This window comes from Pseudomonas sp. GLN_2, assembly GCF_043106005.1.
In the GTDB taxonomy this organism is placed as follows: domain Bacteria; phylum Pseudomonadota; class Gammaproteobacteria; order Pseudomonadales; family Pseudomonadaceae; genus Aquipseudomonas; species Aquipseudomonas alloputida.
In genome coordinates this window covers 118181-141749 of the sequence record NZ_JBICMC010000079.1, presented here as the reverse complement: position 1 = coordinate 141749, position 23569 = coordinate 118181, and the positions used below count along the sequence as shown (strand labels likewise).

The 23569-nt window shown below is 62.2% G+C and carries 21 protein-coding genes and 2 tRNA genes; 8 read left to right on the top strand and 15 right to left on the bottom strand.

The genetic code is table 11. The annotated features are described in order from the left end of the window. Positions 1 to 139: 139 nt before the first annotated feature. Both ACF8Q6_RS18780 and ACF8Q6_RS18775 read right to left on the bottom strand, forming a co-directional pair. Positions 140 to 216 (bottom strand) — tRNA-Asp (locus ACF8Q6_RS18780). A 13-nt stretch (positions 217 to 229) separates the two neighbouring features. Beyond that, positions 230 to 305 (bottom strand) — tRNA-Val (locus ACF8Q6_RS18775). A 217-nt stretch (positions 306 to 522) separates the two neighbouring features. Between ACF8Q6_RS18775 and rdgC the strand changes: the two genes are divergently transcribed. After that, positions 523 to 1443, top strand: a complete 921-nt coding sequence (rdgC, locus tag ACF8Q6_RS18770; protein WP_003252510.1) for a recombination-associated protein RdgC — start codon at positions 523 to 525, stop codon at positions 1441 to 1443. A gap of 217 nt (positions 1444 to 1660) precedes the next feature. After that, the gene (gene sugE, locus ACF8Q6_RS18765) at positions 1661 to 1978 is read left to right on the top strand and encodes a quaternary ammonium compound efflux SMR transporter SugE (protein ID WP_088513583.1); all 318 of its coding nucleotides are present in this window, start codon (positions 1661 to 1663) and stop codon (positions 1976 to 1978) included. A gap of 3 nt (positions 1979 to 1981) precedes the next feature. Here sugE and ACF8Q6_RS18760 read toward each other — a convergent pair whose 3' ends face one another. The 4 genes from ACF8Q6_RS18760 to ACF8Q6_RS18745 all read right to left on the bottom strand — a co-directional run bounded on the left by ACF8Q6_RS18760 (position 1982) and on the right by ACF8Q6_RS18745 (position 6975). Beyond that, positions 1982 to 3859 carry an MFS transporter gene (locus tag ACF8Q6_RS18760; protein ID WP_012053433.1) on the bottom strand — a complete coding sequence of 626 codons (1878 nt, stop codon included), beginning with the start codon at positions 3857 to 3859 and terminating at the stop codon, positions 1982 to 1984. A gap of 157 nt (positions 3860 to 4016) precedes the next feature. Further along, positions 4017 to 4850: an amidohydrolase family protein gene (locus ACF8Q6_RS18755; RefSeq protein ID WP_392491646.1), complete on the bottom strand. Its 834-nt coding sequence runs from the start codon at positions 4848 to 4850 to the stop codon at positions 4017 to 4019. Positions 4851 to 4874: 24 nt separating this feature from the next. Next, complete coding sequence (locus ACF8Q6_RS18750) at positions 4875 to 6149, bottom strand: MFS transporter (RefSeq protein WP_392491647.1); 1275 nt, start codon at positions 6147 to 6149, stop codon at positions 4875 to 4877. Positions 6150 to 6243: 94 nt separating this feature from the next. Further along, positions 6244 to 6975, bottom strand: a complete 732-nt coding sequence (locus tag ACF8Q6_RS18745; protein WP_012053436.1) for a GntR family transcriptional regulator — start codon at positions 6973 to 6975, stop codon at positions 6244 to 6246. A gap of 181 nt (positions 6976 to 7156) precedes the next feature. Here ACF8Q6_RS18745 and ACF8Q6_RS18740 point away from each other — a divergent pair, with 181 nt between their 5' ends. Together ACF8Q6_RS18740 and ACF8Q6_RS18735 are read left to right on the top strand one after the other, a co-directional pair. Further along, complete coding sequence (locus ACF8Q6_RS18740) at positions 7157 to 8335, top strand: MFS transporter (protein WP_392491649.1); 1179 nt, start codon at positions 7157 to 7159, stop codon at positions 8333 to 8335. A 126-nt stretch (positions 8336 to 8461) separates the two neighbouring features. Next, positions 8462 to 11941, top strand: coding sequence for a PAS domain-containing hybrid sensor histidine kinase/response regulator (locus ACF8Q6_RS18735; RefSeq protein WP_161774437.1), 3480 nt, complete (start codon positions 8462 to 8464; stop codon positions 11939 to 11941). Here ACF8Q6_RS18735 and rmuC read toward each other — a convergent pair. Then, entirely contained in the window at positions 11913 to 13286 is a 1374-nt protein-coding gene (gene rmuC / locus ACF8Q6_RS18730) for a DNA recombination protein RmuC (RefSeq protein WP_161774447.1), read from the bottom strand. The genes ACF8Q6_RS18735 and rmuC overlap by 29 nt on opposite strands. A 538-nt stretch (positions 13287 to 13824) precedes the next feature. Further along, a complete protein-coding gene (locus tag ACF8Q6_RS18725; protein WP_012053440.1) occupies positions 13825 to 14244 on the bottom strand; it encodes a tetratricopeptide repeat protein in 420 nt (139 codons plus the stop codon). A 950-nt stretch (positions 14245 to 15194) separates the two neighbouring features. Here ACF8Q6_RS18725 and ACF8Q6_RS18720 point away from each other — a divergent pair. The 3 genes from ACF8Q6_RS18720 to ACF8Q6_RS18710 all read left to right on the top strand — a co-directional run bounded on the left by ACF8Q6_RS18720 (position 15195) and on the right by ACF8Q6_RS18710 (position 17564). After that, a complete protein-coding gene (locus tag ACF8Q6_RS18720; RefSeq protein WP_010952743.1) occupies positions 15195 to 15419 on the top strand; it encodes a hypothetical protein in 225 nt (74 codons plus the stop codon). A 249-nt stretch (positions 15420 to 15668) separates the two neighbouring features. After that, a complete protein-coding gene (locus tag ACF8Q6_RS18715) occupies positions 15669 to 16151 on the top strand; it encodes a hypothetical protein (protein ID WP_003252489.1) in 483 nt (160 codons plus the stop codon). 147 nt (positions 16152 to 16298) lie between these two features. After that, a complete protein-coding gene (locus ACF8Q6_RS18710) occupies positions 16299 to 17564 on the top strand; it encodes an OmpP1/FadL family transporter (RefSeq protein ID WP_010952742.1) in 1266 nt (421 codons plus the stop codon). Positions 17565 to 17605: 41 nt separating this feature from the next. Here the strand turns inward: ACF8Q6_RS18710 and ACF8Q6_RS18705 are convergent, their stop codons facing one another. Continuing rightward, positions 17606 to 18535 carry a LysR family transcriptional regulator gene (locus tag ACF8Q6_RS18705; RefSeq protein WP_392489809.1) on the bottom strand — a complete coding sequence of 310 codons (930 nt, stop codon included), beginning with the start codon at positions 18533 to 18535 and terminating at the stop codon, positions 17606 to 17608. 114 nt (positions 18536 to 18649) lie between these two features. Here ACF8Q6_RS18705 and ACF8Q6_RS18700 point away from each other — a divergent pair, with 114 nt between their 5' ends. Then, positions 18650 to 18910, top strand: coding sequence for a DUF2798 domain-containing protein (locus tag ACF8Q6_RS18700; protein WP_003252481.1), 261 nt, complete (start codon positions 18650 to 18652; stop codon positions 18908 to 18910). 144 nt (positions 18911 to 19054) lie between these two features. Here the strand turns inward: ACF8Q6_RS18700 and ACF8Q6_RS18695 are convergent, their stop codons facing one another. The 6 genes from ACF8Q6_RS18695 to ACF8Q6_RS18670 form a co-directional block, all read right to left on the bottom strand. Next, on the bottom strand, positions 19055 to 19606 hold the full coding sequence (locus ACF8Q6_RS18695) for a glutathione peroxidase (protein WP_014592086.1): 552 nt from the start codon (positions 19604 to 19606) through the stop codon (positions 19055 to 19057). 46 nt (positions 19607 to 19652) lie between these two features. Further along, the gene (locus ACF8Q6_RS18690) at positions 19653 to 19775 is read right to left on the bottom strand and encodes a hypothetical protein (RefSeq protein ID WP_272925915.1); all 123 of its coding nucleotides are present in this window, start codon (positions 19773 to 19775) and stop codon (positions 19653 to 19655) included. Continuing rightward, positions 19772 to 20974 carry an MFS transporter gene (locus tag ACF8Q6_RS18685; RefSeq protein WP_202607658.1) on the bottom strand — a complete coding sequence of 401 codons (1203 nt, stop codon included), beginning with the start codon at positions 20972 to 20974 and terminating at the stop codon, positions 19772 to 19774. Before ACF8Q6_RS18685 ends, ACF8Q6_RS18690 begins: the two co-directional genes overlap by 4 nt. Positions 20975 to 21037: 63 nt before the next feature. Beyond that, entirely contained in the window at positions 21038 to 21442 is a 405-nt protein-coding gene (locus ACF8Q6_RS18680) for a MarR family winged helix-turn-helix transcriptional regulator (protein WP_119713359.1), read from the bottom strand. Positions 21443 to 21504: 62 nt separating this feature from the next. Continuing rightward, positions 21505 to 22620, bottom strand: a complete 1116-nt coding sequence (locus tag ACF8Q6_RS18675) for a glycoside hydrolase family 5 protein (RefSeq protein WP_392491529.1) — start codon at positions 22618 to 22620, stop codon at positions 21505 to 21507. Between the two features lie 226 nt (positions 22621 to 22846). Next, positions 22847 to 23569 (bottom strand): adenosylcobinamide-GDP ribazoletransferase, encoded by a 723-nt coding sequence (locus ACF8Q6_RS18670; RefSeq protein WP_392491528.1) that lies wholly within the window; start codon positions 23567 to 23569, stop codon positions 22847 to 22849.

Here is a 23569-nt window from a genome sequence, read left to right as displayed (position 1 = left end):
CGACTTGGCGCTCTGGCAAGCACTTATCGAAGTTTTTTCACACTTCGGTCAAACACCAAAAAACAGGCACAAAAAAAGCGACCCTAAGGTCGCTTTCTCTGTTACTTCCGGGTGTTCAGTGGGCCCTGGAAGTGGAATATGGCGCAGCGGACGGGACTCGAACCCGCGACCCCCGGCGTGACAGGCCGGTATTCTAACCGACTGAACTACCGCTGCGCTATACATCGAGTGGTGGGTGATGACGGGATCGAACCGCCGACCCTCTGCTTGTAAGGCAGATGCTCTCCCGGCTGAGCTAATCACCCATGTCTCTCGGTGTGGCGCGCATTCTACGGAGCAGCCCGCACCCTGGCAAGCACTTTTTAAACTTTTTGCAAAAAAAACCTCAGGCCTTTCAAAGACCTAGCGTTATCGGGCGATTCTTTCATGCATAAGCCACTGCTGGCCCTCTGACAGGGCTGGCCTGAATTCACCGCTCGGAGAATAATGCCCCCCTTATGCATTAAGGAGAGATTGCCCCTCATGTGGTTCAAGAACCTGCTGACCTACCGCCTGACCCAGGAAGTTCCGTTCGAGCCTGAAGCGCTGGAAGCCGCCCTGGCCAGCAAGCCGGCCCGCCCCTGCGCCAGCCAGGAGCTGACCACTTATGGTTTCGTCGCGCCGTTCGGCAAAGGCGAAGACGCTCCCCTGGTGCATGTCAGCGGCGAGTACCTGCTGATTGCCGCGCGCAAGGAAGAACGCATCCTGCCAAGCAGCGTGGTCAACGACGCGGTCAAGGAAAAGGTCGAAGAGATCGAGACCGAGCAAATGCGCAAGGTCTATAAAAAGGAACGCGACCAGATCAAGGACGAAATCATCCAGGCGTTCCTGCCGCGTGCGTTCATCCGCCGCTCGATGATTTTCGCTGCCATTGCCCCGCGCCTGGGCGTGATCCTGGTCAACTCGGCCAGCGCCAAGCGCGCCGAAGACCTGCTGTCGACCCTGCGTGAAGTGATGGGTTCGCTGCCCGTGCGCCCGGCCACGGTGAAAATTGCGCCAGTGGCCACCATGACCGACTGGGTCAAATCGCAGCAAGCCGCCGAAGGCTTCTATGTGCTGGACGAGTGCGAACTGCGCGACACCGCCGAAGATGGCGGTATCGTGCGCTGCAAGCGCCAGGACCTGACTGGCGAAGAGATCCAGCTGCACCTGAGCACTGGCAAAGTGGTGACCCAGCTGGCCCTGGCCTGGCAAGACAAGCTGTCGTTCATTCTCGACGACAAGATGGTCATCAAGCGCCTGAAGTTCGAAGAGCTGCTGCAGGAGCAGGCCGAGCAGGACGGTGGCGATGAGGCTGCGCAGCAGTTCGATGCCAGCTTCCAGTTGATGATGATGACCTTTGCCGAATTCCTGCCGGTGCTGTTCGAGGCGCTGGGTGGTGAAGAGATTCCGCAAGGGGTCTAATTGGTATGAAATGCAGGTGCTGGCCTGAATCGTTTTCTGCCAGCACCGGCCTCTTCGCGGGTAAACCCGCGCCTGCAAGTGGTAACCCCTTGCAGACGCGGTCTTGCCCGGAAGGCCGCAGATTGGCACCATGGCACCCACTGTGAGGACGACCTCACGACGCACCGCGTGACCATTCCGGGGACGGCCCCATCATTCAAACGATGGAGACACACTCATGTCCTGGATCATCCTGTTTTTCGCCGGCCTGTTCGAGGTTGGCTGGGCCGTCGGCCTCAAATACACCGACGGTTTCACTCGACCGCTACCCACTGTCCTTACCGTCGGCGCCATGGTCATCAGCCTGGGCCTGCTGGGCCTGGCCATGAAGGAGTTGCCGCTGGGCACCGCCTATGCCATCTGGACCGGCGTAGGCGCAGTCGGTACGGTCATCGCCGGGATCATGCTGTTCGGCGAATCCATGGCCCTGGTGCGGCTGGTCAGTGTGGCGCTGATCGTCTGCGGCCTCATCGGCCTGAAAGTCAGCGCCAGCTAACCCCTATCGCAGAGGGCCGCGCAGGCGGCTGACCTGTTCGCGCAACACTTCAGGCTGCGCCGCCTCCACCGGGACGGCGGCGCCTGCCACGATGGTCACCCGCGACCACAGGCGCTTGAAGAAGCCCTTGGCCGGGTCGCGGCTGAAGAAGCTACCCCACAACCCCTGCAAGGCCAACGGAATCACCGGTACCGGCGTTTCTTCGAGGATGCGGCTGACCCCACCCTTGAAGACATCGATTTCGCCATCGCCCGTCAGCTTGCCTTCCGGGAAAATGCACACCAGCTCGCCATCAGCCAGGTACTCGGCAATCCGCGCGAAGGCCCGCTCGTATGTCGCCTGGTCTTCGTTCCGCCCGGCAATCGGGATGGCACCGGCAGTACGAAACACGAAGTTGAGTACCGGCAGGTTGTAGATCTTGTAGTACATGACAAAGCGGATCGGCCGGCGTATAGCCCCGCCCAGCAGCAACGCATCGACGAACGACACGTGGTTGCACACCAGCAACGCTGCACCTTCGTCGGGGATGCGCTCAAGGTCTCGGTGCTGCACGCGGTACATCGAATGGCTGAGCAGCCAGATCAGGAAGCGCATGGTGAACTCGGGCACGATCCTGAAGATATAGGTGTTGACCGCGATATTGAGCAGCGACACCACCAGGAAAAGCTGCGGGATGCTCAGCTTGGCCACGCCTAGCAGGATGATGGTGAGCACCGCCGACACCACCATGAACAAGGCATTGAGGATGTTGTTGGCCGCGATTACCCTGGCGCGCTCGTCCTCGGCCGTGCGGGCCTGGATCAACGCATACAGCGGCACGATGTAGAAGCCGCCGAACACACCCAGGCCAATGATCGACAGCAAGATCCACCAGGCCTGGCTCATGCCCAGCAGTGCCAGCCAGTCGTGCGGCGCTGCTGCAGCCGGTACATCACCAGAGTGCCACCACCACAGCAGGCCGAACAGGGTCAGGCCGAACGAACCGAACGGCACCAGGCCGATTTCCACCTTGCGTCCACTGAGCCGCTCACACAGCAGCGAGCCCAGGGCAATGCCCACCGAGAACAGGGTCAGCACCAGGGTCACCACGGTGCCGTCACCGTGCAGCCAATCCTTGGCATAGGCCGGGATCTGCGTGAGGTAGATAGCGCCAACAAACCAGAACCACGAGTTGCCGACGATCGAGCGCGACACCGCCGGCGGCTGGCCCAGGCCCATGCGCAAGATCACCCACGACTGCTTGAAGATGTTCCAGTCCAGCGGCATTTGCGGCGAGGCGGCAGCCGCCCGCGGGATCCAGCGGCTGGCGAGGTAGCCGAGTACCGCCGTGCCGACCACGCCACCGGCCACCACTGTTGCGTAGCTGTCGGCCGACATCATCACCCCCGCGCCGATGGTGCCGGCGAGGATGGCGAGGAAGGTGCCGGTTTCCACCAGCCCGTTACCGCCCACCAGCTCTTCCTCGCGCAGGGCCTGCGGCAGGATCGAATACTTCACCGGGCCGAACAGCGCCGAGTGGGTCCCCATACCGAACAGCGCCACCAGCATCAGCCACAGATGGTTGGTGACAAAGCCCAGCGCACCCATCGCCATGATCACGATTTCGGCCAGTTTGATTGCCCGGATCAGCGCATCCTTGGCGAACTTCTCGCCAAACTGCCCGCCCAGGGCCGAAAACAGGAAAAACGGCAGGATGAACAGCAAGGCACACAAGTTGACCCAGATCGATCGGTCACCATCGCCCAGGCTGAGCTTGAACAAAATCGCCAGGATCAGCGACTGCTTGAACAGGTTGTCGTTGAAGGCACCCAGCGACTGAGTGATGAAAAACGGCAGGAAACGCCGCTTGCCGAGCAAGGTGAATTGCGAAGAGTGACTCATCGTCCTTGGTCCTGAGGGCTTTTCAATTGGAGGCTCGCCAAGCGTGCCGGGCCACAAATCTGCATGGGAAATGCGCTGACTGGCAAGCACCGGCTCAGGCATGGCCACGCAAGATTGCGTTCAAGGACCTGCCAGCAGTTGCAGCACTGGCGCTACGTCACTCGAAGCCAAACAACGCCCGCGCGGTATCCACCAACAGTGCCTGGCGCAGCTGCGCTGAACACCCTAAGGCCTCGAACTGTTCGACAGCGGTGCCGAAACTGACCTCCGACTCATGCTGGGTATGCGGCCAGTCACTGCCCCACATCAACCGCTCTGCGCCGTAATGGGCTTCCAGCGCGCACAGCGCCTGACGGGCGAATGCCAGGTTCTCTTCCGGCGAGCCCTGCAGCCTGTAGATGCCGGACACCTTCACCCACACCTTGCCCCCACCGCTCAGGGTCAGCAGTTCGGCAAACCCCGGCTGGCCCAGGCCAAGGCGGGCATCCGGGCGGCCGAAATGGTCAATCACGATGTCCAGCCCGTAAGGCTGCAATGCCCGCACCAGCACTGGAATGTCCGCCACCTGACGGTGCAGTTCCACGTGCCACCCCTGCTCGCCGATGCGCTCCAGCAGGGGCCGCCACTGAGCGCCGGTCAGGTCAGGCATGTCGTGCCCCATGAGGTTGAGGCGTACCCCCCTGACTCCCAACCGGGCCATTTCCGCCAAGGTCGCCGGCTCGACATCCCGCTCCAGCATCACCACCCCGCGCAGCTGCCCCGGCAAGGTCTGCAAGGCGCTGAGCAGGTAGCGGTTGTCCGTACCCAGGAAGCTGGGCTGAACCAGTACGCCATGGCTGCAACCATGGGCCCGCAGTTGGCCCAGGTAGTCGCCCAGCGGCGCATCGTAACTGGGCGCATAACGCCGCTGGCGGGCCAGGCTCAGCCCACGGCTGAACACGTGGGCGTGGCTGTCGATGGCAGTCAGGTGCAAAGCGGGTGCGTCGGGCATGGTTCTCATACAAACACGTTCAGGTTACTTGGCGACGGCAGCGGCCGTTTCCGGCACAGGTGCAGATTCAAGGTTACGGCCACGGGTTTCGGGCAGGCAGAGGGCTGCGATCACCGCAACGCCATACGCGATGCCGGCATCGATGCCGATAGCACTGCCCAGCGACATCGACTCGCTCATGTGCCCGACCAGGAACGGGAACACGGCCGACAGCACGCGACCGAAGTTGTAGCAGAAGCCCACCCCGGCGCCGCGCACGTCAGCCGGGTACAGCTCATTGAAAAACGCACCCAGGCTGGCCGGGATGCCGGCGGCGAAAAAGCCCAGCGGGAAGCCGAGGAACAGCATCTGGGTATTGGTCAGCGGGAAGAACACGTAGGCCTGCACGGTCAGTACACAGCACAGGGCGAACAGCAGGATGTTCTTGCGCCTGCCAATACGGTCGATCAGCAGGCCGCTGACCACGCAGCCGCACCAGAAGGCCAGGATGATCACCGCCAGGTAACCGCCCGAGTTCAGCACCGAAAGGTTGCGCTCTGTCTTGAGGAAGGTCGGCAACCAGGTCATCACCGCGTGGTAGCCACCGTGGGCACCCAGGCCGAGCAAGCCGCCCAGCAGGGTCACACGCAGCAGTTCCGGGCGGAAGATGCCAGCCATCGACTGCAAGAAGCTGGAAGGGATGGCCTTTTCCTTTTGCAGGCGCTGGAAGCTGTCCGGCTCAGGCACGTTGCGGCGTACCCAAATGATCAGCAGCGATGGCAGCAGACCGACGAAGAACATCACCCGCCAGGCAAACTCCTGCGGCACCAGTGAGTAGATCAGCGTAAACAGTGCCACCGCCAGGCCCCACCCCACAGCCCAGGCACTCTGCACCGTGCCCATGACCTTGCCGCGATACTTGGGGTTGATGGTTTCGGCCATCAGCACAGCGCCGGCTGCCCATTCGCCACCAATGCCAAAGCCTTGCATGGCCTTGACGAACAGCAACGGGTAGAAGCCGGTGACGAACGCCGAAAGGAAGGTGAAGAACGAAAACCAGAGAATCATCCATTGCAGGGTGCGCACGCGACCATAGCGGTCGGACAGTGTGCCACCCAGCCAGCCGCCGATTGCCGAGGTCACCAGGGTCAGGCCACTGATCAGGCCGGCATCGCCCTTGGTCAGGGAGAACGCAGCGATCAGCGCGGGGATGGCCAGGCCGAACATCTGCACTTCCAGCGCATCGAGCGACCAGCCGCCGAAACAGGCCCAGAATGTCTTGCGTTCCCGTGAGGTGATCTCGCGATACCAGCTGAACATGATTGTTATCCTTCTATTCGTGGTGTGACGGGCAGGCGAAGCCACTGCGCCGTGGCAGTACGGCGCAGACAGGTAAAAGGGTGAAGCGACCGGTTTAGCGAATGTCGATGCGGTAGCGGAAGTGCTGCGCATGGCCGCGCGAGCGGCGCCATTCCAGAGGTTTGCCGGCGTAGTCGCGGGCCAGGCGCTCGATCACGACCACCGGGCTGTCGGCCGGCAGTTGCAGCAAGCGGCCATGCACCGCGTCGACCGCTTCGGCGGTCAGGGTTTCTTCGGCGTAGGCGACCACCTGACCGCACAGCGCTTCGTAGATCGGGTACAGCAATGGGCCCTTGCTGTTCAAATCCACGTCCAGCAGCGGCTGGAAGGTTTGGCGCGGCAGCCAGATTTCTTCGGCCAGCACCGGCTGGGCGCCGAGCAGACGTGTGCGAATGATGCGGATCACTTCTGCCTCCCCTGCCAGGCCCAATGCCTCGGCCACCGCGGAAGGCGCCGGCAGCGACTCGATGGAGAGAATGCGGCTTTCCGGCACTATGCGCTCGCCATTGGCGGCCTCGAAACGGAAGAAGCGGAACAGCGACGACTGAAACTGTGGGCGGCGAATGAAGGTACCGCGGCCCTGCTGGCGCTCCAGCACGCCTTCGGCCACCAGGACATCGACGGCTTTGCGCACGGTACCGATCGACAGGTCGAACTCGGTGGCCAAGGCTGCTTCGGTGGGGATCGCTTCCCCCGGGCGCCAGCGGTTGTTGGCAATTTGCGCGACCATGTGGTCGCGCAGTTGTTGGTAGCGGGGCAGTCGAGCATCACCGGTCAATGGGTGCATGGGTCTCGCTCTCGTCTTGTTATATAAACATATATATGAATTTTTCGAGAGTATTCCCTGAGCCTAACGGGCTGTCAATCCTCCGCCTGTCGCCCTTTGGTAGGCGAAACGGCCTTGTGTCGTGAGGACCGCATGTGGCTTATGCTTGTGCTCGGCAAACCCGCACAACAAGGACGTGGCAATGCTCGCCGCCATAAAACGCTACCCGCACACCGTTCGCCTGCTGCTCACCACCACCTTCACGCTTACCGTCGCCCGCGCCCTCACCCTGCCCTACCTGGTGGTTTATCTGGCCGACAATTTCCACCTGCCGATCAGCCAGATCGGCCTGCTGATCGGGGGCGCGCTGATCGTCGCCTCGCTGTTGAGTCTGTACGGTGGTCATCTGGTCGACACCTTGAGCAACCACACGCTGGTCAGCGCCAGTACGCTGCTGTTCGCCCTGGCCTTCGTCGGCGCGGTCGCCAGCCGTTCGGCACTGCCGTTCTTCTTCTGTCTGGTGTTGATCAACCTGGCCCTGGCAGTGGTCGATATCGCCGCCAAGGCAGGCTTCTGCGCGTTACTGCCGGTGGATGAGCGGGCCGAGGTATTCGCCATCAAGTACACCCTCAGCAACGTCGGCTACGCCGCCGGCCCGTTGCTGGGCGTGGCCATGCTTGAACTGAACGATCATGTGCCGTTCCTCGCCTCTGCCCTGCTTGGCCTGGCCATGTGCCTGGCTTACTGGCGCCTGGGTGATCGCAGCCTGCAGGCCAGCGCGCCGGACAAGCCTGCGGCCGGCTTCGGCCAAGTGGCGCTGGGGCTGGCGCGGGATCGCCGGCTGGTGTGCTTTACCGTGGGTGGGGTGCTGAGCGCGGTGGTGTTCGGCCAGTTCACCGCCTACCTGTCCCAGTACCTGGTGGTCACCAGCAACCCGGCCGAAGCGGCACGGCTGATCGGCTATCTGGTCACCACCAACGCCGTGACAGTCATTGCCTTGCAGTACCTGATTGGCCGGCGTATCAGCCGCCAGCGCCTGATGCCGTGGCTGTTGGCCGGCATGGGCCTGTTCATCGCCGGCTTGCTGGGTTTTGCGCTGGCAGGTTCGGTACTGGCCTGGTGCCTGGCGATGCTGGTGTTCACGCTGGGCGAAATCATCGTGATCCCGGCCGAGTACATGTTCATCGACCTGATCGCACCGGAGCACTTGCGCGGGGTGTATTACGGCGCGCAGAACCTCTCCAACCTGGGGGCGGCGCTGGGGCCGGTGATGGTGGGGTTTGCACTGGTACACCTGTGGCCGGGGGCAGTCTTCTACCTGCTGGTGTTGTCGGTGATACTGGCAGGGGTGTTCTATGGGTTGGGTACCCGCAGGGGTTGATGTTGCCTGTTCCGGCCTCTTCGTGGGTGAACCCGCTCCTACAACCATCGTCTGCGCTGACGAAGCGGCACTTGCGTGCCAGACTGATTGATCGGGACCGCGTTACCTTTTTGCTTCGGAGTCTTCATGTCGTTGTCCAGCGGGCTGATCGCCGTGGTCGCCCTGGCCTATATGGCCATCATGTTCGCCATCGCCTTCTATGGCGACCGCCGCAGCACGCCATTGCCGCCAAAGCTGCGTGCCTGGGTGTACAGCCTGTCGCTGGCCGTGTACTGCACCAGCTGGACCTTTTTCGGCGCGGTCGGCCAGGCCGCCGAACAGCTTTGGGCATTCCTGCCCATCTACCTGGGCCCGGTACTGCTGCTGATCTTCGCGCCGTGGGTGCTGCAGAAGATGGTGTTGATCAGCAAGCAGCAGAACATCACCTCGATCGCCGACTTCATTGCCGCACGCTACGGCAAGTCGCAGACCCTGGCAGTGGTGGTGGCGCTGATCTGCCTGGTCGGCGTGCTGCCGTATATCGCCTTGCAGCTCAAGGGCATCGTACTGGGCGTGAACCTGTTGATCGGCGCCAACGCCGACGCCACCGGCACCCGCGTGCAGGACACCGCGCTGGTGATATCGCTGGTACTGGCGCTGTTCGCGATCGTCTTCGGTACCCGCAGCCTGGATGTGACCGAGCACCACCGCGGCATGGTCCTGGCGATCGCCTTCGAATCGCTGATCAAGTTGCTGGCGTTCCTTGCCGTGGGCATCTTCATCGTTTTCAACCTGTATGACGGTTTCGACGACCTGTTCAGCCAGGCCCGCCAGTCGATCCACTTGCAGGACTATTGGAAAGAAACCATCAATTGGCCGTCCATGGTGGTGCAAACCGCCGTGGCGATGATGGCAATCATCTGCCTGCCCCGGCAATTCCACGTTACCGTGGTCGAGAACATCGAACCGCAGGACTTGCGCCTGGCGCGCTGGGTATTCCCGATGTACCTGGCACTGGCCGCGCTGTTCGTGGTGCCGATTGCCCTGGCCGGGCAGATGCTGCTGCCCGGCACGGTGATCTCCGACTCGTTCGTCATCAGCCTGCCGCTGGCCGAGGCGCACCCGAGCCTTGCCCTGCTGGCGTTCATCGGCGGTGCCTCGGCGGCCACCGGCATGGTGATCGTCGAGGCCGTGGCGCTGTCGACCATGGTGTCCAACGACATGCTGCTGCCCTGGCTGCTGCGCCGCAACAACGCCGAGCGGCCTTTCGAAGCGTTCCGCCACTGGATGCTTTCGGTACGCCGGGTAACCATCGTGGTGATCCTGCTGCTGGCCTATGTCAGCTACCGCCTGCTGGGTTCCACCGCCAGCCTGGCGACCATCGGCCAGATCGCCTTTGCCGCTGTGACCCAGCTCACCCCGGCCATGCTTGGCGCGCTGTACTGGAAGCAGGCCAACCGTCGCGGCGTGTTCGCCGGCCTGGCCGCTGGCATTTTCCTGTGGTTCTACACCTTGGTGCTGCCGATTGCCGCGCACAGCCTGGGCTGGTCGTTGCAGTTGTTCCCTGGCCTGGCGTGGCTGCACGGCAACCCGCTGAACCTGCCGATCAGTCCACTGACCCAAGGTGTGGTGCTGTCACTGGCGGGCAACTTCACCCTGTTCGCCTGGGTTTCGGTGCTGTCGCGCACACGGGTTTCCGAGCACTGGCAGGCCGGCCGGTTCATTGGCCAGCAGACCAGCGCGCGGCCCAGCAGCAAGCCGCTGCTGGCGGTGCAGATCGACGACCTGCTGACCCTGGCCTCGCGCTTTGTCGGGGAAGAGCGCGCACGGCAGAGCTTCATCCGCTTTGCCTACCGCCAGGGCAAGGGCTTCAACCCGAACCAGAACGCCGATGGCGACTGGATCGAGCACACCGAGCGCCTGCTGGCCGGGGTGCTCGGCACCTCGTCAACCCGCGCGGTGGTCAAGGCGGCCATCGAAGGGCGCGACATGCAACTGGAAGACGTCGTACGTATCGCAGACGAAGCCAGTGAAGTGCTGCAGTTCAACCGCGCCCTGCTGCAAGGCGCCATCGAGAACATCAACCAGGGCATCAGCGTGGTCGACCAGAACCTGCACCTGGTGGCCTGGAACCGCCGCTACCTGGAGCTGTTCAACTACCCGGACGGGCTGATCAGCGTAGGGCGACCGATTGCCGATATCATCCGCTACAACGCCGAGCGCGGCCTGTGCGGCCCCGGCGAAGCGCAAGTGCATGTGGCGCGGCGGCTGCACTGGATGCGTCAGGGCCGCGCGCACTCCTCCGAGCGGCTGTTCCCCAATGGCCGGGTGATCGAGCTGATCGGCAACCCGATGCCGGGCGGCGGCTTTGTCATGAGCTTCACCGACATCACCCCGTTCCGCGAGGCCGAGCAGGCCCTGCGCGATGCCAACGAACGCCTTGAACAACGCGTGGCGGAGCGCACCCACGAACTGTCGCAGTTGAACCAGGCGCTGTCCGAAGCCAAGAGCCAGGCCGAAGCGGTGAGCAAGTCCAAGACCCGCTTCCTGGCCGCCGTCAGCCATGACCTGATGCAACCGTTGAACGCCGCACGGCTTTTCTCTGCCGCCTTGTCGCAACAGGCCGAGGGCATGAACGCAGAGGCCCAGCAGTTGGTACAACACATGGACAGCTCGCTGCGCTCGGCTGAAGAGCTGATCAGCGACCTGCTGGACATCTCGCGCCTGGAAAACGGCAAGATCACCCCGGATGCCAAACCCTTCGCCCTCAACGAGCTGTTCGACACCCTGGGCGCCGAGTTCAAGCTGCTGGCGGCCGAGAAGGGCCTGGAGTTCCGCCTGCGCGGTAGCCGCCTGCGGGTGGACAGCGACATGAAACTGCTACGCCGGGTGCTGCAGAACTTCCTCACCAATGCCCTGCGCTACGGCAAGAGCCCGATCCTGCTAGGCGCGCGCCGACAGGGCGAGCGCCTGTGGCTGGAGGTCTGGGACCGTGGCCCGGGCATTGCTGACGACAAGCTGCAAGTGATCTTTCAGGAGTTCAAGCGCCTGGACAGCCACCAGACCCGTGCCGAGAAGGGGCTAGGCTTGGGCCTGGCCATCGCAGACGGTCTGTGTCGGGTGCTGGGGCATCCGCTGGAAGTGCGCTCATGGCCAGGCAAGGGCACGGTGTTCCGCGTCAGCGTACCGATTGCACACCAGGCCGCCGCGGCGCCAAGCGCGCCCGTGGAACAACAGGGCGGCCAGCCACTGGCCGGGTTGCACGTGCTATGCGTGGACAACGAAGACAGCATCCTGATCGGCATGAACAGCCTGCTGAGCCGCTGGGGTTGCCAGGTATGGACCGCGCGCAACCAGGCCGAATGCGAAGCCCTGCTGGCCAAAGGCATGCGCCCGCACCTGGCATTGGTGGACTACCACCTGGACGACGGCGAGACCGGCACCGGACTGATGGGCTGGCTTCGAGCACGGCTGGGTGAGCCGGTACCCGGTGTAGTGATCAGCGCCGACGGCAGCAAGGAAACCATCGCCCTGGTACATGCATCAGGGCTGGACTACCTGGCCAAACCGGTCAAGCCGGCGGCCTTGCGCGCCCTGCTCAATCGCCATCTGAGCCTGGCTCAGTAACCGCTACGTCGGGCAGCGCCTCGTCGGACAGCGCCCGCTCCAGCAGGTCTGCCGGCAAACTCTTGCTGGCACGGGCGCCCAGTAGCTTAAGCTGCTCGCTGCGGCTGACCAGGTTGCCACGCCCTTCGCACAGCTTGTTGCGCGCGGCGGCATAAGCCTTGTCCACCTGCTGCAAGCGGCTGCCCAGCTCGTCCAGGTCCTGGATGAACAGCACGAACTTGTCGTAGAGCCAGCCGGCACGCTCGGCAATTTCGCGGGCGTTCTGCCCTTGACGCTCCTGCTTCCACAGGCTGTCGATCACCCGCAAGGTCGCCAGCAACGTGGTAGGGCTGACAATCACGATCTGCCGGTCGAAGGCCTCCTGGAACAGGTTCGGCTCGGCCTGCAGGGCCGCCGAAAAGGCCGCCTCGATGGGCACGAACAACAACACGAAATCCAGGCTGTGCAGGCCTTCAAGCCGGCTGTAGTCCTTGCTCGACAGGCCTTTGACGTGGCTGCGCAGCGACTGCACATGCTGCTTGAGCGCAGCTTCGTCATTGCCGGCAACGAACTGCTGGTACGCAGTGAGGCTGACCTTGGCGTCCACCACCACCTGCTTGTCGCCGGGCAGCATGATCAGCACATCCGGCTGGAAACGCTCGCCATCGGCGCTTTTCAGGCTGACCTGGGTCTGGTATTCGCGGCCCTTCTCCAGGCCGGCATGCTCCAGCACACGTTCGAGGATAAGCTCCCCCCAGTTACCCTGGGTCTTCTGGCCCTTCAAGGCCTGGGTAAGGTTGGTGGCTTCGTCGGACAGGCGCAGGTTGAGCTGTTGCAGGCGCTCCAGCTCTTTACCCAGCGAGAAGCGCTCGCGAGCCTCTTGTTGATAGCTTTCCTCCACGCGTTTTTCGAAGGCCTGGATGCGCTCCTTGAGCGGGTCGAGCAACTGGCCAAGGTGCTGCTGGCTGGTCTGGGCGAAGCGCTGCTCGCGCTCGTCGAAGATCTTGGTGGCCATGTCGGCGAACTGGGCGCGCAAGGTGTCACGGGCCTCCTGCAGGTCTTCCAGGCGTTGCTGGTGGCTTTCCTGCTGTTCACGCAGTTCTGCGTCCAGGCGCGCGGTTTGCGCTTCCAGGCGGCGCAGTTCGGCTTCGCGGTTGGCGCGCTCAAGGCTCCAGGCGTGGGCCGCATCACGGGCATTGTCGCGGTCGATCTGCAGCAGCTCCAGCTCACGGCCTTGGGCGGCCAGCTGGGCCTGTTTGACGGCGTTGGCCTCACTGAGGTCGCTGACCTCGTCGCGACTGGCGTCCAGTTGCGCCTGCAGGCCAGCCTGGGCCAGTTGGGCAGCATTGAGGCGCTCTTCGAGCAAGGCCTGCTCACCTTGCCGGGCGCCCTGGCGGCGCTGCACCTGCATGACCCACACCAGGCAGGGTATTGCGCCTGCCACCAAGCCCAGCAGAATGCTGGCCAGATCCACTGTCATGCTTACCCCGAACGCTCTGATGCAAATTGAGTGCAGCTTATCAGCCTGATGGGTGTGTTGCCTGCATCCACCTCTTTGCGGGCAAGCCCGCTGCGCAAGCCTGAAGGCAAAGCCCGCACGGTCGCCCGTAGGAGCGGGTTTACCCGCGAAGAGGCCGGGCCTGCTGGCCAATTTCCACCCGCCGTTCACCGTTGCTGCCGCTACCTTATTCGCGGGTAAACCCGCTCCTACACACGCATCGGGGGTTGAACACAGGCCGCCGTAGGAGCGGGTTTACCCGCGAAAGGGCCGGGCCTGCTGGCCAATTTCCACCCGCCGTTCACCGTTGCTGCCGCTACCGTATTCGCGGGTAAACCCGCGCCTACCACGGCGGTTGACACACATCGGTGATTGCTCGCGAAAGGGCCCGCGCAGGCAAAAAAGCTCAGACAGAAAACCACTGTCGCAACAAGCGCCGCGCTTCCTGCGACCCCTGCCCTGCCGCAAGCTCAAGCCAATAGCGCGCCTGCTCCGGCTCGTTGTGCTGACACAGCCGAGCGTACTCCAGCTGCGCCCGCCGATCCCCTGCGCGGGCAGCCTGACGCAGCAGCTCATGGCCTATACGCCGGTCACGGGCGTTGCCACAATCGCGGCACAGCATCTGCCCCAAGCGGCTCTGCGCCACAACCACACCTTGGCGCGCCGGCTGCTTCAACAAGCGCCCGGCCAGGTGCTTGACCTGAGGGTTGTCGCCCAGACGCGGGCTGTCGAGCAACCACAGGGCCACTTTCAGGGAAAAGCGTTTGGCAGGAGGTGCAGGTGTCGATGCAGCGGGGCTGGAAAGGTGTTTACCGCGAAACTTCATGAGCAACAGGTTTGGTAACTCGAAAGGCGCGCCACTCTACTCTTTTTTTTTCGCCCTGGCCTGTCGATTTCTGAAGGATTTAAAAAAAATTCAATGATCTTTTCTTGACGTTTTCAGGTGGATGACCAACCGGTCTGTTGGAGCATGGCGATTGTCGGACAGTCCATCCCATTGCTGGCACGCCCGTGCTAGAGCAAGCGCTCGGGACAATCCACAGTTCCTGTGGATAACTCGGTGGACAACCCCCTCTCATACCCCTCAAACCCCCGTGAAATGGGGGCTTTGGTCAAACTGACGATTTTTTCACCAGCTAAAAATAGTGTTTTTTTTCATTGACTTAACCACGCAGTCAAGGCATTGGCGAGGCTGCTGGGTGGTGTTGCCAAGCCGTTACAAGCGCTGCCCCGAATGTGAACAAGTGCACCATAAACCTCCATTTGGGTGCACGAAAAGGGCACATCGGACGGCATTTGGGCCATTTGCCCCCTCTTCCCAGCAGCGAGAATTCGCGCCATACTGCACGGCTCACCTGAACAAACGTAGTGCTTGCCAAACATCTTCGCTTCCGGTAAGGTGCCCCTCGTTAGTACCAAGCTGAAAGTCAATTCTGGCCGCAAGCGTCCTTGCAGGCTCGCTCCCCCCAAGAGCGTCCCTGCTGAAACAAGGACCGGCCCATTCAATGATTCCCTCGCCAGCCTTACGCTGCGCAAGCACGAATCACATGACAGATTGATCAGGATCCCACCTCGACGGCCTAGAACCTTGGCCCCGGCGTGCTGCCTGCCTTCCGAAGTACCTACCAGTCAGCCCAAGCGCCTACATTTGATTGCGCCCCCTCTGGCTGCCCTGTTCCAGTCAGGTTCGTTCGTCCCTTAATAAAGGCGTCACTGGAACGTTTCTATCATGCACGGATCATAACCCCCGTGTTTAAAGCAGGAACCTCCAACAATATGCAAACTCATCATCAGATTCAGGCTGCCATTGGCACCCTCTCCCAGGCCTTCTCGCCGTTGAAGTGCCTTATCGTTGCCCCACGCAAGGGCAGCTTCAGCTTTACCTTGGTAGACGAACACGGCGTTGCCTGCCACACCGAACGCCTGTACCACGAGCAGTACAGCCGCCATGAACCGCTGCAGGCGGTGATCGCCCGGACGCGTCAGTCGCTCACCGCGTGACCGGCGAATACCGGGGTATTCAAGCGCTGAATCATCCAATCGCAAGACTGCCTGAACGCTTTTGGCGTAATTGCCTTAGGGCATATAGCCCGGAGCATCAGGCAGTAATCGATTTAAAAACAGCTCTTTACACCACGATTATCACACTACACTTCAACTCGAGCGGTGCTTTCCGCTCCCGGCGGGCCTGATCATTCACCAGCTGCCAAGCTCCAGCGCCCGTCCGGCCCTTACCTGCTCGAGGGTATCATGGGTATTGCGGCGAATGAATTGTGTCAGTATGTGATCCGACCCACCCTGGTCTACCTGAACCGTCACTGCGCCAGCGCCGAAGCCTTGCTACTGGGTATCGCCGCCAGCCAGTCAGCACTCGGCTCAGCCCTGCACGACCGACGCGGGCACGGCCTCTACCGCATCGGCGAACATCGTCACCAGGCACTCTGGGACGAATACCTGGCCCGTGACCCCGACCTCGCCAGCCTGGTCCGCGGCCTGGCCAGCCAGCATGCCTTCCTGGGTGGTCCGCACCTGGAGCTCACCGTCAACCTGCGCTATTCCACTGCCATTGCCTGGATGCTCATCGAAGAGCAGGCCACCCCATTGCCTGCGGCGGACGATCTGCTGGCACTGGCGCGTATCTGGCGACAGATTTTCAACCCCCAGGGTCGTCTGCGCGACTTCACCCATGCCTGGCATGCCTGCATAGATCAGAAATTGCCACAGGCATCTTGAGACGCGTCCTACAAGTAAACCGGAAAAAATGGAATTTTGGTCGGATTGTCCTACAAAACCGCTCTAACTCCTGCGATTGAGCCTATAGCGCAGCGCGTGATTTGTTGGTAGCTTTTCGCCCCGGAGATCCCAAGGAGTTTTCTAATAATGAAAAAAGTAATGCTCAAAACCTCCCTCGGCGTAGCCGTTGCGCTTGCTTCCAGCCAACTGTTCGCCAGCGGCTTCGCGCTCAACGAACAGAGCATCAGCAGCATGGGGACAGGTTTCGCGGGACGTTCTTCCTCTGCCGAAGATGCCAGTACCGTATTCGGCAACCCGGCCGGCATGTCCCGCCTCAAGCGCGAACAATTCACCGTGGGCGGCGCTGCCGTCATCGCCAAAACCGACATATCGGGCCCAGGCAGCAACCTCGGGGGGGAAACCGATGGTGACATGGTGCCTGTCGTTGGCGTACCCATGGGTTACTACGTCAAACCGATCGATGACCACTGGAGCGTCGGTTTCGGTATCTACGTACCGTTCGGCCTGGTAACCGACTACGGCAGCGATGATGCCGCGCGTTACTGGGGCAAGAAGAGCCACGTACAGGTTGTCACCTTCCAGCCGACTGTCAGCTATGCCTTCAACGACAAGGTCTCGATCGGTTTTGGCCCAACCATCAACCGCATCGAAGGCGAACTGGGCTCTAGCCTGATCAACCCGTTCACCCCGGGCCGTAACGACGGCGAAGTGAAGATCAAGGGCGACGATACAGCCGTTGGCTACAACATCGGCATCCTGGTACAGGCCACCGACCGCACCCGCGTAGGCCTTACCTACCACTCGATGGTCGACTACGAGCTCGAGGGCAAGACCCGTGTCAGCACCCCGCTGATCGGGCCATTCAACGGCAACAAGTTTGACGCCAGCCTGAAGATCAAGACGCCAGAATCCGTCGACCTTTCGGTTACCCATGAGCTGGATGACCAGTGGACCCTGTACGCAGGCAGCACCTGGACGCGCTGGAGCCGCCTGGAAAACATCACCGTGCAAAACGATGTCCCGGCGCCACTGGCAGGTTCGGCGTTCCAGACCATCACCGAAGAGCAGAACTGGCATGACACCTGGGCTCACGCCATTGGTGCATCGTACAAGGTCAACAAGGAGTGGGTACTGCGTACCGGCTTCACCGTCGACCAGTCGCCAACCAACAACCACGACCGCTCGCCGCGCATCCCGACTGGCGACCGCCGGATTTTCAGCCTCGGGGCCGGCTGGAGCCCGAACGACGACATGACCATCGACGTCGCGTACTCCTACCTGTGGGAGGAAGACACCAAGGTCAATCAGGTCAGCGCAACCAAAGGCAGCTACCAGGCCAAATACGAGAACAGCGCTCACGGTATCGGTGCATCCCTCACCTACCGCTTCTGATTCCTGTGCGTTACATGAAAACCGCCTTCGTGGCGGTTTTTTCATGCCTGCACTTGCCAGCTGTCGCCCAGGCATTCGCGCAGGTAGTCCATGAATGCGCGCACCTTGGTGGTCATGGCAAAGCGATCGGCCAGGCACAGGTAGATGTCCATGGGCTCGGTCTGGGCGTAAGCCTGGCTGCTGTCGCAGTATTCGAACAGCGGCACCAAGGCCCCCGAGGCCAGGTGCGGCCGCACGATGAACTCGGCCAGACGGGTGATGCCACCATCGTGCAAGGCCATCTGGGTCAGGGCATCGATATCGTCGCTGATCAATACACTGCCGAATTCCGCTTCGAAGCGCAGGCCGTCCCGCATGAAGCCCCAGCGCAAGAAGCGACCATCCACCGGATAGCGAAACACCAGGCAACGGTGCCCTCGCAAGGCCTCGGGCGTGGCAGGTACGCCAGCACTTTGCAGGTAACCGGGTGAGGCACAACAAATGAACGGGATGCGGGCGATGCGCCGGGCCAGCAGCTGGTCTTCGAGCTGCGGGGCAATGCGCAAGCTTACGTCTACGTCTTCACGGGCATGGTTGACCCGACGATCAGTCGTTACCAACTCTATCGAAAGTAAGGGGTAGCGGGCACTGAAAGCAGGTATCAATGGCGCCAGCACATGGCGGCCGAAGGCAGAGGTCGAAGCAATGCACAGCCGCCCCTGAGGCTCGCTGTCGGGTGTTGTCACCGCCTGTTCGGCCAGGGCCAGATCACGCTCGATATGCCTTACACGCTCGTAATACTGGGCGCCAGAGGGTGTCAGGGCCATGCTGCGCGTGGTTCGGCTGAGCAGGCGAACTTGCAGGTGGCTTTCCAGGCGCGCCAGGTTCTGGCTGACGGCTGCCGGACTAAGGCCGAGGATACGGGCGCCAGCGGCGATGCTACCGGCTTCGACCACCTTGATAAAGCAGCGAATGGCATTGAGCAGGTCCATGGGGAGCGCCTGGATTCGTAAGAATTTCTTTATAAAGAACTCAATGCTGCCGGTCTACAGCTGCAGGCGTGCAGGTTGCTAATCTGCGCTTCCACTCAGCTTTCAGGAGTTCGCATGAGCAATCTGCCCCGGTCGCGCAGTCGACGTAAATTGCACCCGGTCGCTACCCCCTACGTTTTCGCGTTCTACATGTCGTCGATCATGGCACTGTTGATGTGCTTCGTGATCACGGCGGCCAATGCCGGGTTTACCCCGGAGTATCTGGGCAATGTGCTCAAGGCCTATCAGCTGGCGATGCCGGTGGCATTTGTGTGTGTGCTGGTGGTCCGGCCGGTGGTGGTGCGGTTGGTGGCGATTACCGTGCATGCACGGTGAAGTCACCCGCAGCCAGCCACTTCCTGGTTTTGATCTTGATCTTCGCGACTTCAGGAAGCCTGCGCTTGGCCTCCTGAAGTCGCAATCTGCGTCGCCTGAACTACCGCGCGTTTAGACGCAAAAGCCGCAGCAAGCACAGCCTGGTTACTGCTGTGAGGCGATGGCCTTTTCGATAGCGGCGCGGAACGCAGGATCATCCGGTTTGGTCAGGCTGGAGAAGTTACCGATCACCTTGCCCTTGCGATCGACAACATACTTGTAGAAATTCCACTTCGGCGCACTGCTCTGGCTGGCCAGCTCCGCAAACAGCGGTATCGCATCCTTGCCCCGCACCGCCTGCGTCTTGGTCATGGTGAAGGTGACGCCGTAGTTGGCATAGCAAACCTTGGCAGTCTTCTCACTGTCGGCGTCTTCCTGCTTGAAGTCATTGGACGGCACGCCGAGCATTTCCAGGCCTTGCTCGTGATACTCCTTGTACGTCGCCTCAAGCCCTTCGAACTGCGGGGCAAAACCGCAGTAACTGGCAGTGTTCACCACCACGAGCGGCTTGCCGGCAAAGCGCTCGCACAGCTCGACCTGCCCCTTGCCGCGCAATTCCGGCAGGCTGCCCTGCAACAACGCAGGGCAATCTGCAGCCCAGCTCGATGTGCTGGCAAGCAGGGCCAGCACCGGCACCGTCAACCAATGTGCACGCATGACTCTTTTCTCCCGCATGACAATCCTTGAGCTTGCAGGGTAGCGCCTAACACACACTCATGCCCAGTTGCATCAGCGCCATCCCACCCTGATGCCAGCCCCACCACACCAGTGCCAGTAGCAACAGGGCGACAATAGCCAACAGGCCGCGTATCAGGTAGCGGTTCATACAGCCTGGGCCTGGAGGCGTGAAACCGGGCGTTCGCGCACCGGCCAGTTAAGGGCAGCGGCCAGCAGGCTGAGCAGGATGGAAATCTGCCAGACCAGGTCGTAGCTACCGGTACGGTCATACACCACCCCACCCAGCCAGCCCCCCAGGAACGCACCCAACTGATGGAACAGGAACACGATACCGCCCAACATGGACAGGTTACGCACCCCGAACACCGTGGCCACGGTGCCATTGGTCAACGGAACCGTGGACAACCACAGCAGCCCCATGGCAATGCCGAACAGGTAAGCACTGAACTCGCTCACCGGCGCCCACAGGAACAGCACGATCACCACCGCACGCAGCAGGTACAACCCGGTCAGCAGGCGCGGCTTGGACATGCGCCCGCCCAACCAGCCAGCAGTGAAGGTACCGACGATGTTGAACAGGCCGACCAGCGCCAGCACTGTCGTACCGGTGGCCGCAGCCAGGTGTTGGTCAACCAGGTAGGCCGGCAGGTGAACGCCAATGAATACGACCTGGAAGCCACAGACAAAAAAGCCCAGCGCCAGCAACCAGAAGCCTGAGTGCGTGCACGCCTCGCGCAGCGCCTGGCCCAGGGTCTGCTCGGCACCGTGACTGGGTAACGGGCGATCGCGCAGCAGGCCGACGAAAGGCACGATGAACGCTACCAAAAGGCCCAGTACCAGCAACGCTGCCGACCAGCCCAGCCACTGAATCAGGCCTTGGGTGCCCGGCAACATGGCGAACTGGCCGAACGACCCGGCGGCGCTGGCGATCCCCATGGCCATGCTGCGCTTTTCGGCCGGCACTGCACGCCCGACCACACCGAGGATGACCGAGAACGACGTGCCGGACAGGCCGATGCCGATCAGCAAGCCCGCACTCAGCGACAACGACCAGGGCGAATCAGCCAAGCCCATCAAGATCAAGCCGGCGGCATAGAGAATACCGCCGATGATGACCACCCGCGCCGCACCAAGCCGGTCGGCCAAGGCGCCAGCGAACGGCTGCGCCAGGCCCCAGATCAGGTTCTGCAGGGCAATGGCGAAGGCAAACACCCCACGCCCCCAGCCAAAATCAGCACTCATCGGTCCCAGAAACAGGCCAAAGCCGTGCCGTACGCCCAGAGACAGCGCCAGTATCAAGGCCGCCCCCACCAACACCCATCCGCTGGTTCGCCACACCGAAGTCATTGTCGTTATCTCCAGCACATCGCAAGGTTTTGCGGGTATATACCCGCTTATAGTCGTATCAATTCAGGCCAGTTGTTCCAGCAGTCGCACCAGTTCATCCCGCTGCCCCACCCCGAGCCGTTCAACCAGTTCTTTCTGGGCCTGCTCCCAGGCTGGGTGGGCAACGTGCAGCAGTTGCTTACCCGCCGCGGTCAACAGCACCACGCGGTTACGCTGGTCGTCGCCATCGCCCAGTGCTACCAGCCCATCCGCCTCCAGCACACGCAGGTTGCGGCCCAGGGTACTGCGCTCGAGCCCCATGGCTTCGGCAAGGGCTGTGATGCTGGGTCGGTCGAGCCGCTGCAGGTGCCGCAGCAGGGAAAACTGGGCGACATTGACCCCGAAGCCGGCTAGGGCTTCGTCGTAATGCCGGCTCACGCCGCGGGCGGCGCGACGCAGGTGGGTACAGATGCATTCACTGGTCAGCATGGATACGTGTATATACCCGCGTACTGAGTGTTGCAAGAAGTTTCACGAAAGAGTGAGAAGCGTCAGTCCGGGTTCAAGCGCCTGCGGATCGGCTCGAACTCAACCGTGGCCTTGCGCACCAAGGGGTCTGGCGCGCCCTGCTCGACCGCCTGCCAGTAGCGCCACGGCACCTTCGCCGTACCCAGTTCGTAGTCCATGCCATCCCAGTTGTCTTCACGGAAGCTATAGAACGCCCAGTGCAACCGGTTGCGATCAAGCACGACGAGTACATCTTCAAGGTACTGCCGACAACCCGGCAGCCTGCGCATGCAGCCAAACTCGCCCACCACCAGACGAGAAAGCGGCAGCCCCATGGCCTCGGCCCATGCCAGCGGCTGGCGCAAGTAGCCTTCAACTCGCCGCCCATCCCACAGCTGTGTCTGCCCGGCAAAAGATACGGGGCCTGGATAGTCAATGGGCTGTTTGCGCGCCATGTTCGGCGCACTGGTTGCGGCATAGGGCTCATACATGTGCACGCTGTACAGCACTCGCGGGTCTTCCATCGGCGCCGGCCAGTAGCCGAACGCGTCTGCGCCTGCATACCAGCCGGCATCGACCATGATCGGCGTATCAGCGTCTTCTTCGCGTATGGCCGCTATCAGTTGCCGGTACAGCAAGGGCAGATCGCGCGCACCGCCCTGTTCTTGCGCATACCACTGCTGCATCTGCCCGAGTTCGGCATGTTCAGCCAGGCCACCCTGTTTCTCCGGTGCTGGCTCATTGATCAGGTTGTAGGCCGCGATGGCCGGATGACTTTTCAGTTCGCGCGCCATATCTCGCCAGAACGCCGCAGCCTGGGACCAGTAGCGTTTGTCTTGCCACAGGCGATCATCGAACTGGCCCTGGTTGTTTTGCGACCAGCGCATACCCGGCAGCGAGAGTGGCGCGATGACCACCTTGAGCCCCGCCTGGTGCGCCCGGTCGAGGGTGGCACGCAGCACAGCCAGGTCGGCGTCGGGCAGGCCTTCATAGGTATCGGCGCTGCCAAGGAGGAAATCTCGTTTCACCGGTTGCCATTTGTCGTACGACAGCCGCACCCATGTGGCGCCGTACCCCCTCAGGGCATCGAAGTAGGCTTGATCGGGTGGCAGCCGGTTGAAGCTGTTGCCGCCGTGGCGTGGGGTGTCCCAGAACGCCATGAGGTCTGCAGCAAAGGCTGGGAGGGTGGACAGGACCAATAGACTGGCAAAGATCCAGTGACGCACGGGAAGCCTACCTGATTGCTGGGGGGAGGCTGAGGATACGCCGACATGGGAGATGCAGGCGCTACCGGACCGTTGCCGGAAGTTACTGGCGCCTCCACACCTATGACGTGCTGCGAAAGCACTGCAAGGCAGCCGCTAAAGGGCCGTCCAGATCAAGCGCTCAAAGCCCCAGGGCCAACCCGAGCACGACGGCCAGCTCCAGCAGCTCCAGCAACGCACCCGCGGTATCACCGGTGGTCCCGCCCAGGCGCCGGCACATCAGATGCCGCAACCAGGCAAACACCGCCAGCGCCAGCAGCACGCTCCATACGCCCAAGAAGAGGCAGAACAGCACACAAACCAGCAACACCCACCCCGCCGCGCGCCGGGGCAAATGTTCGGCCAACGCCTGGCCCAACCCGCCAGGTCGCACATAAGGTGTGCCAAGGAACAGGCCCAACATCGCCGCCCGCCCGATCAACGGCGCCAGCAGCAATTGCGCCCCGATACCCTGCCCGACCAGCACCCACAGTGCGCAAAACTTCAGCAACAACACCAAGACCAGGGTGACCACGGCAATCGGCCCACTGCGCGGGTCTTTCATGATCCGCAAGGTGCGCTCACGGTCGCCGAAACCACCTAGCCAGGCGTCGGCACTGTCCGCCAGGCCATCCAGGTGCAAGGCACCACTGAGCAGTACCCAGAGTATCAGCAGCAAAGCCGCGTGCAACGGCGACGGCGTGCCCTGAAGCAGATGACTGGCCAACCACAGCAGCAAGCCGAACAGCAACCCGACCAGCGGGTAGTACAGCAGCGAACGCCCTACCTCACGCGGTGCCGGCATGCCCGGCAGGCTCACCGGCAGGCTGCTGAGAAATTGCAGGGCAATCCAGAACGGCAACAT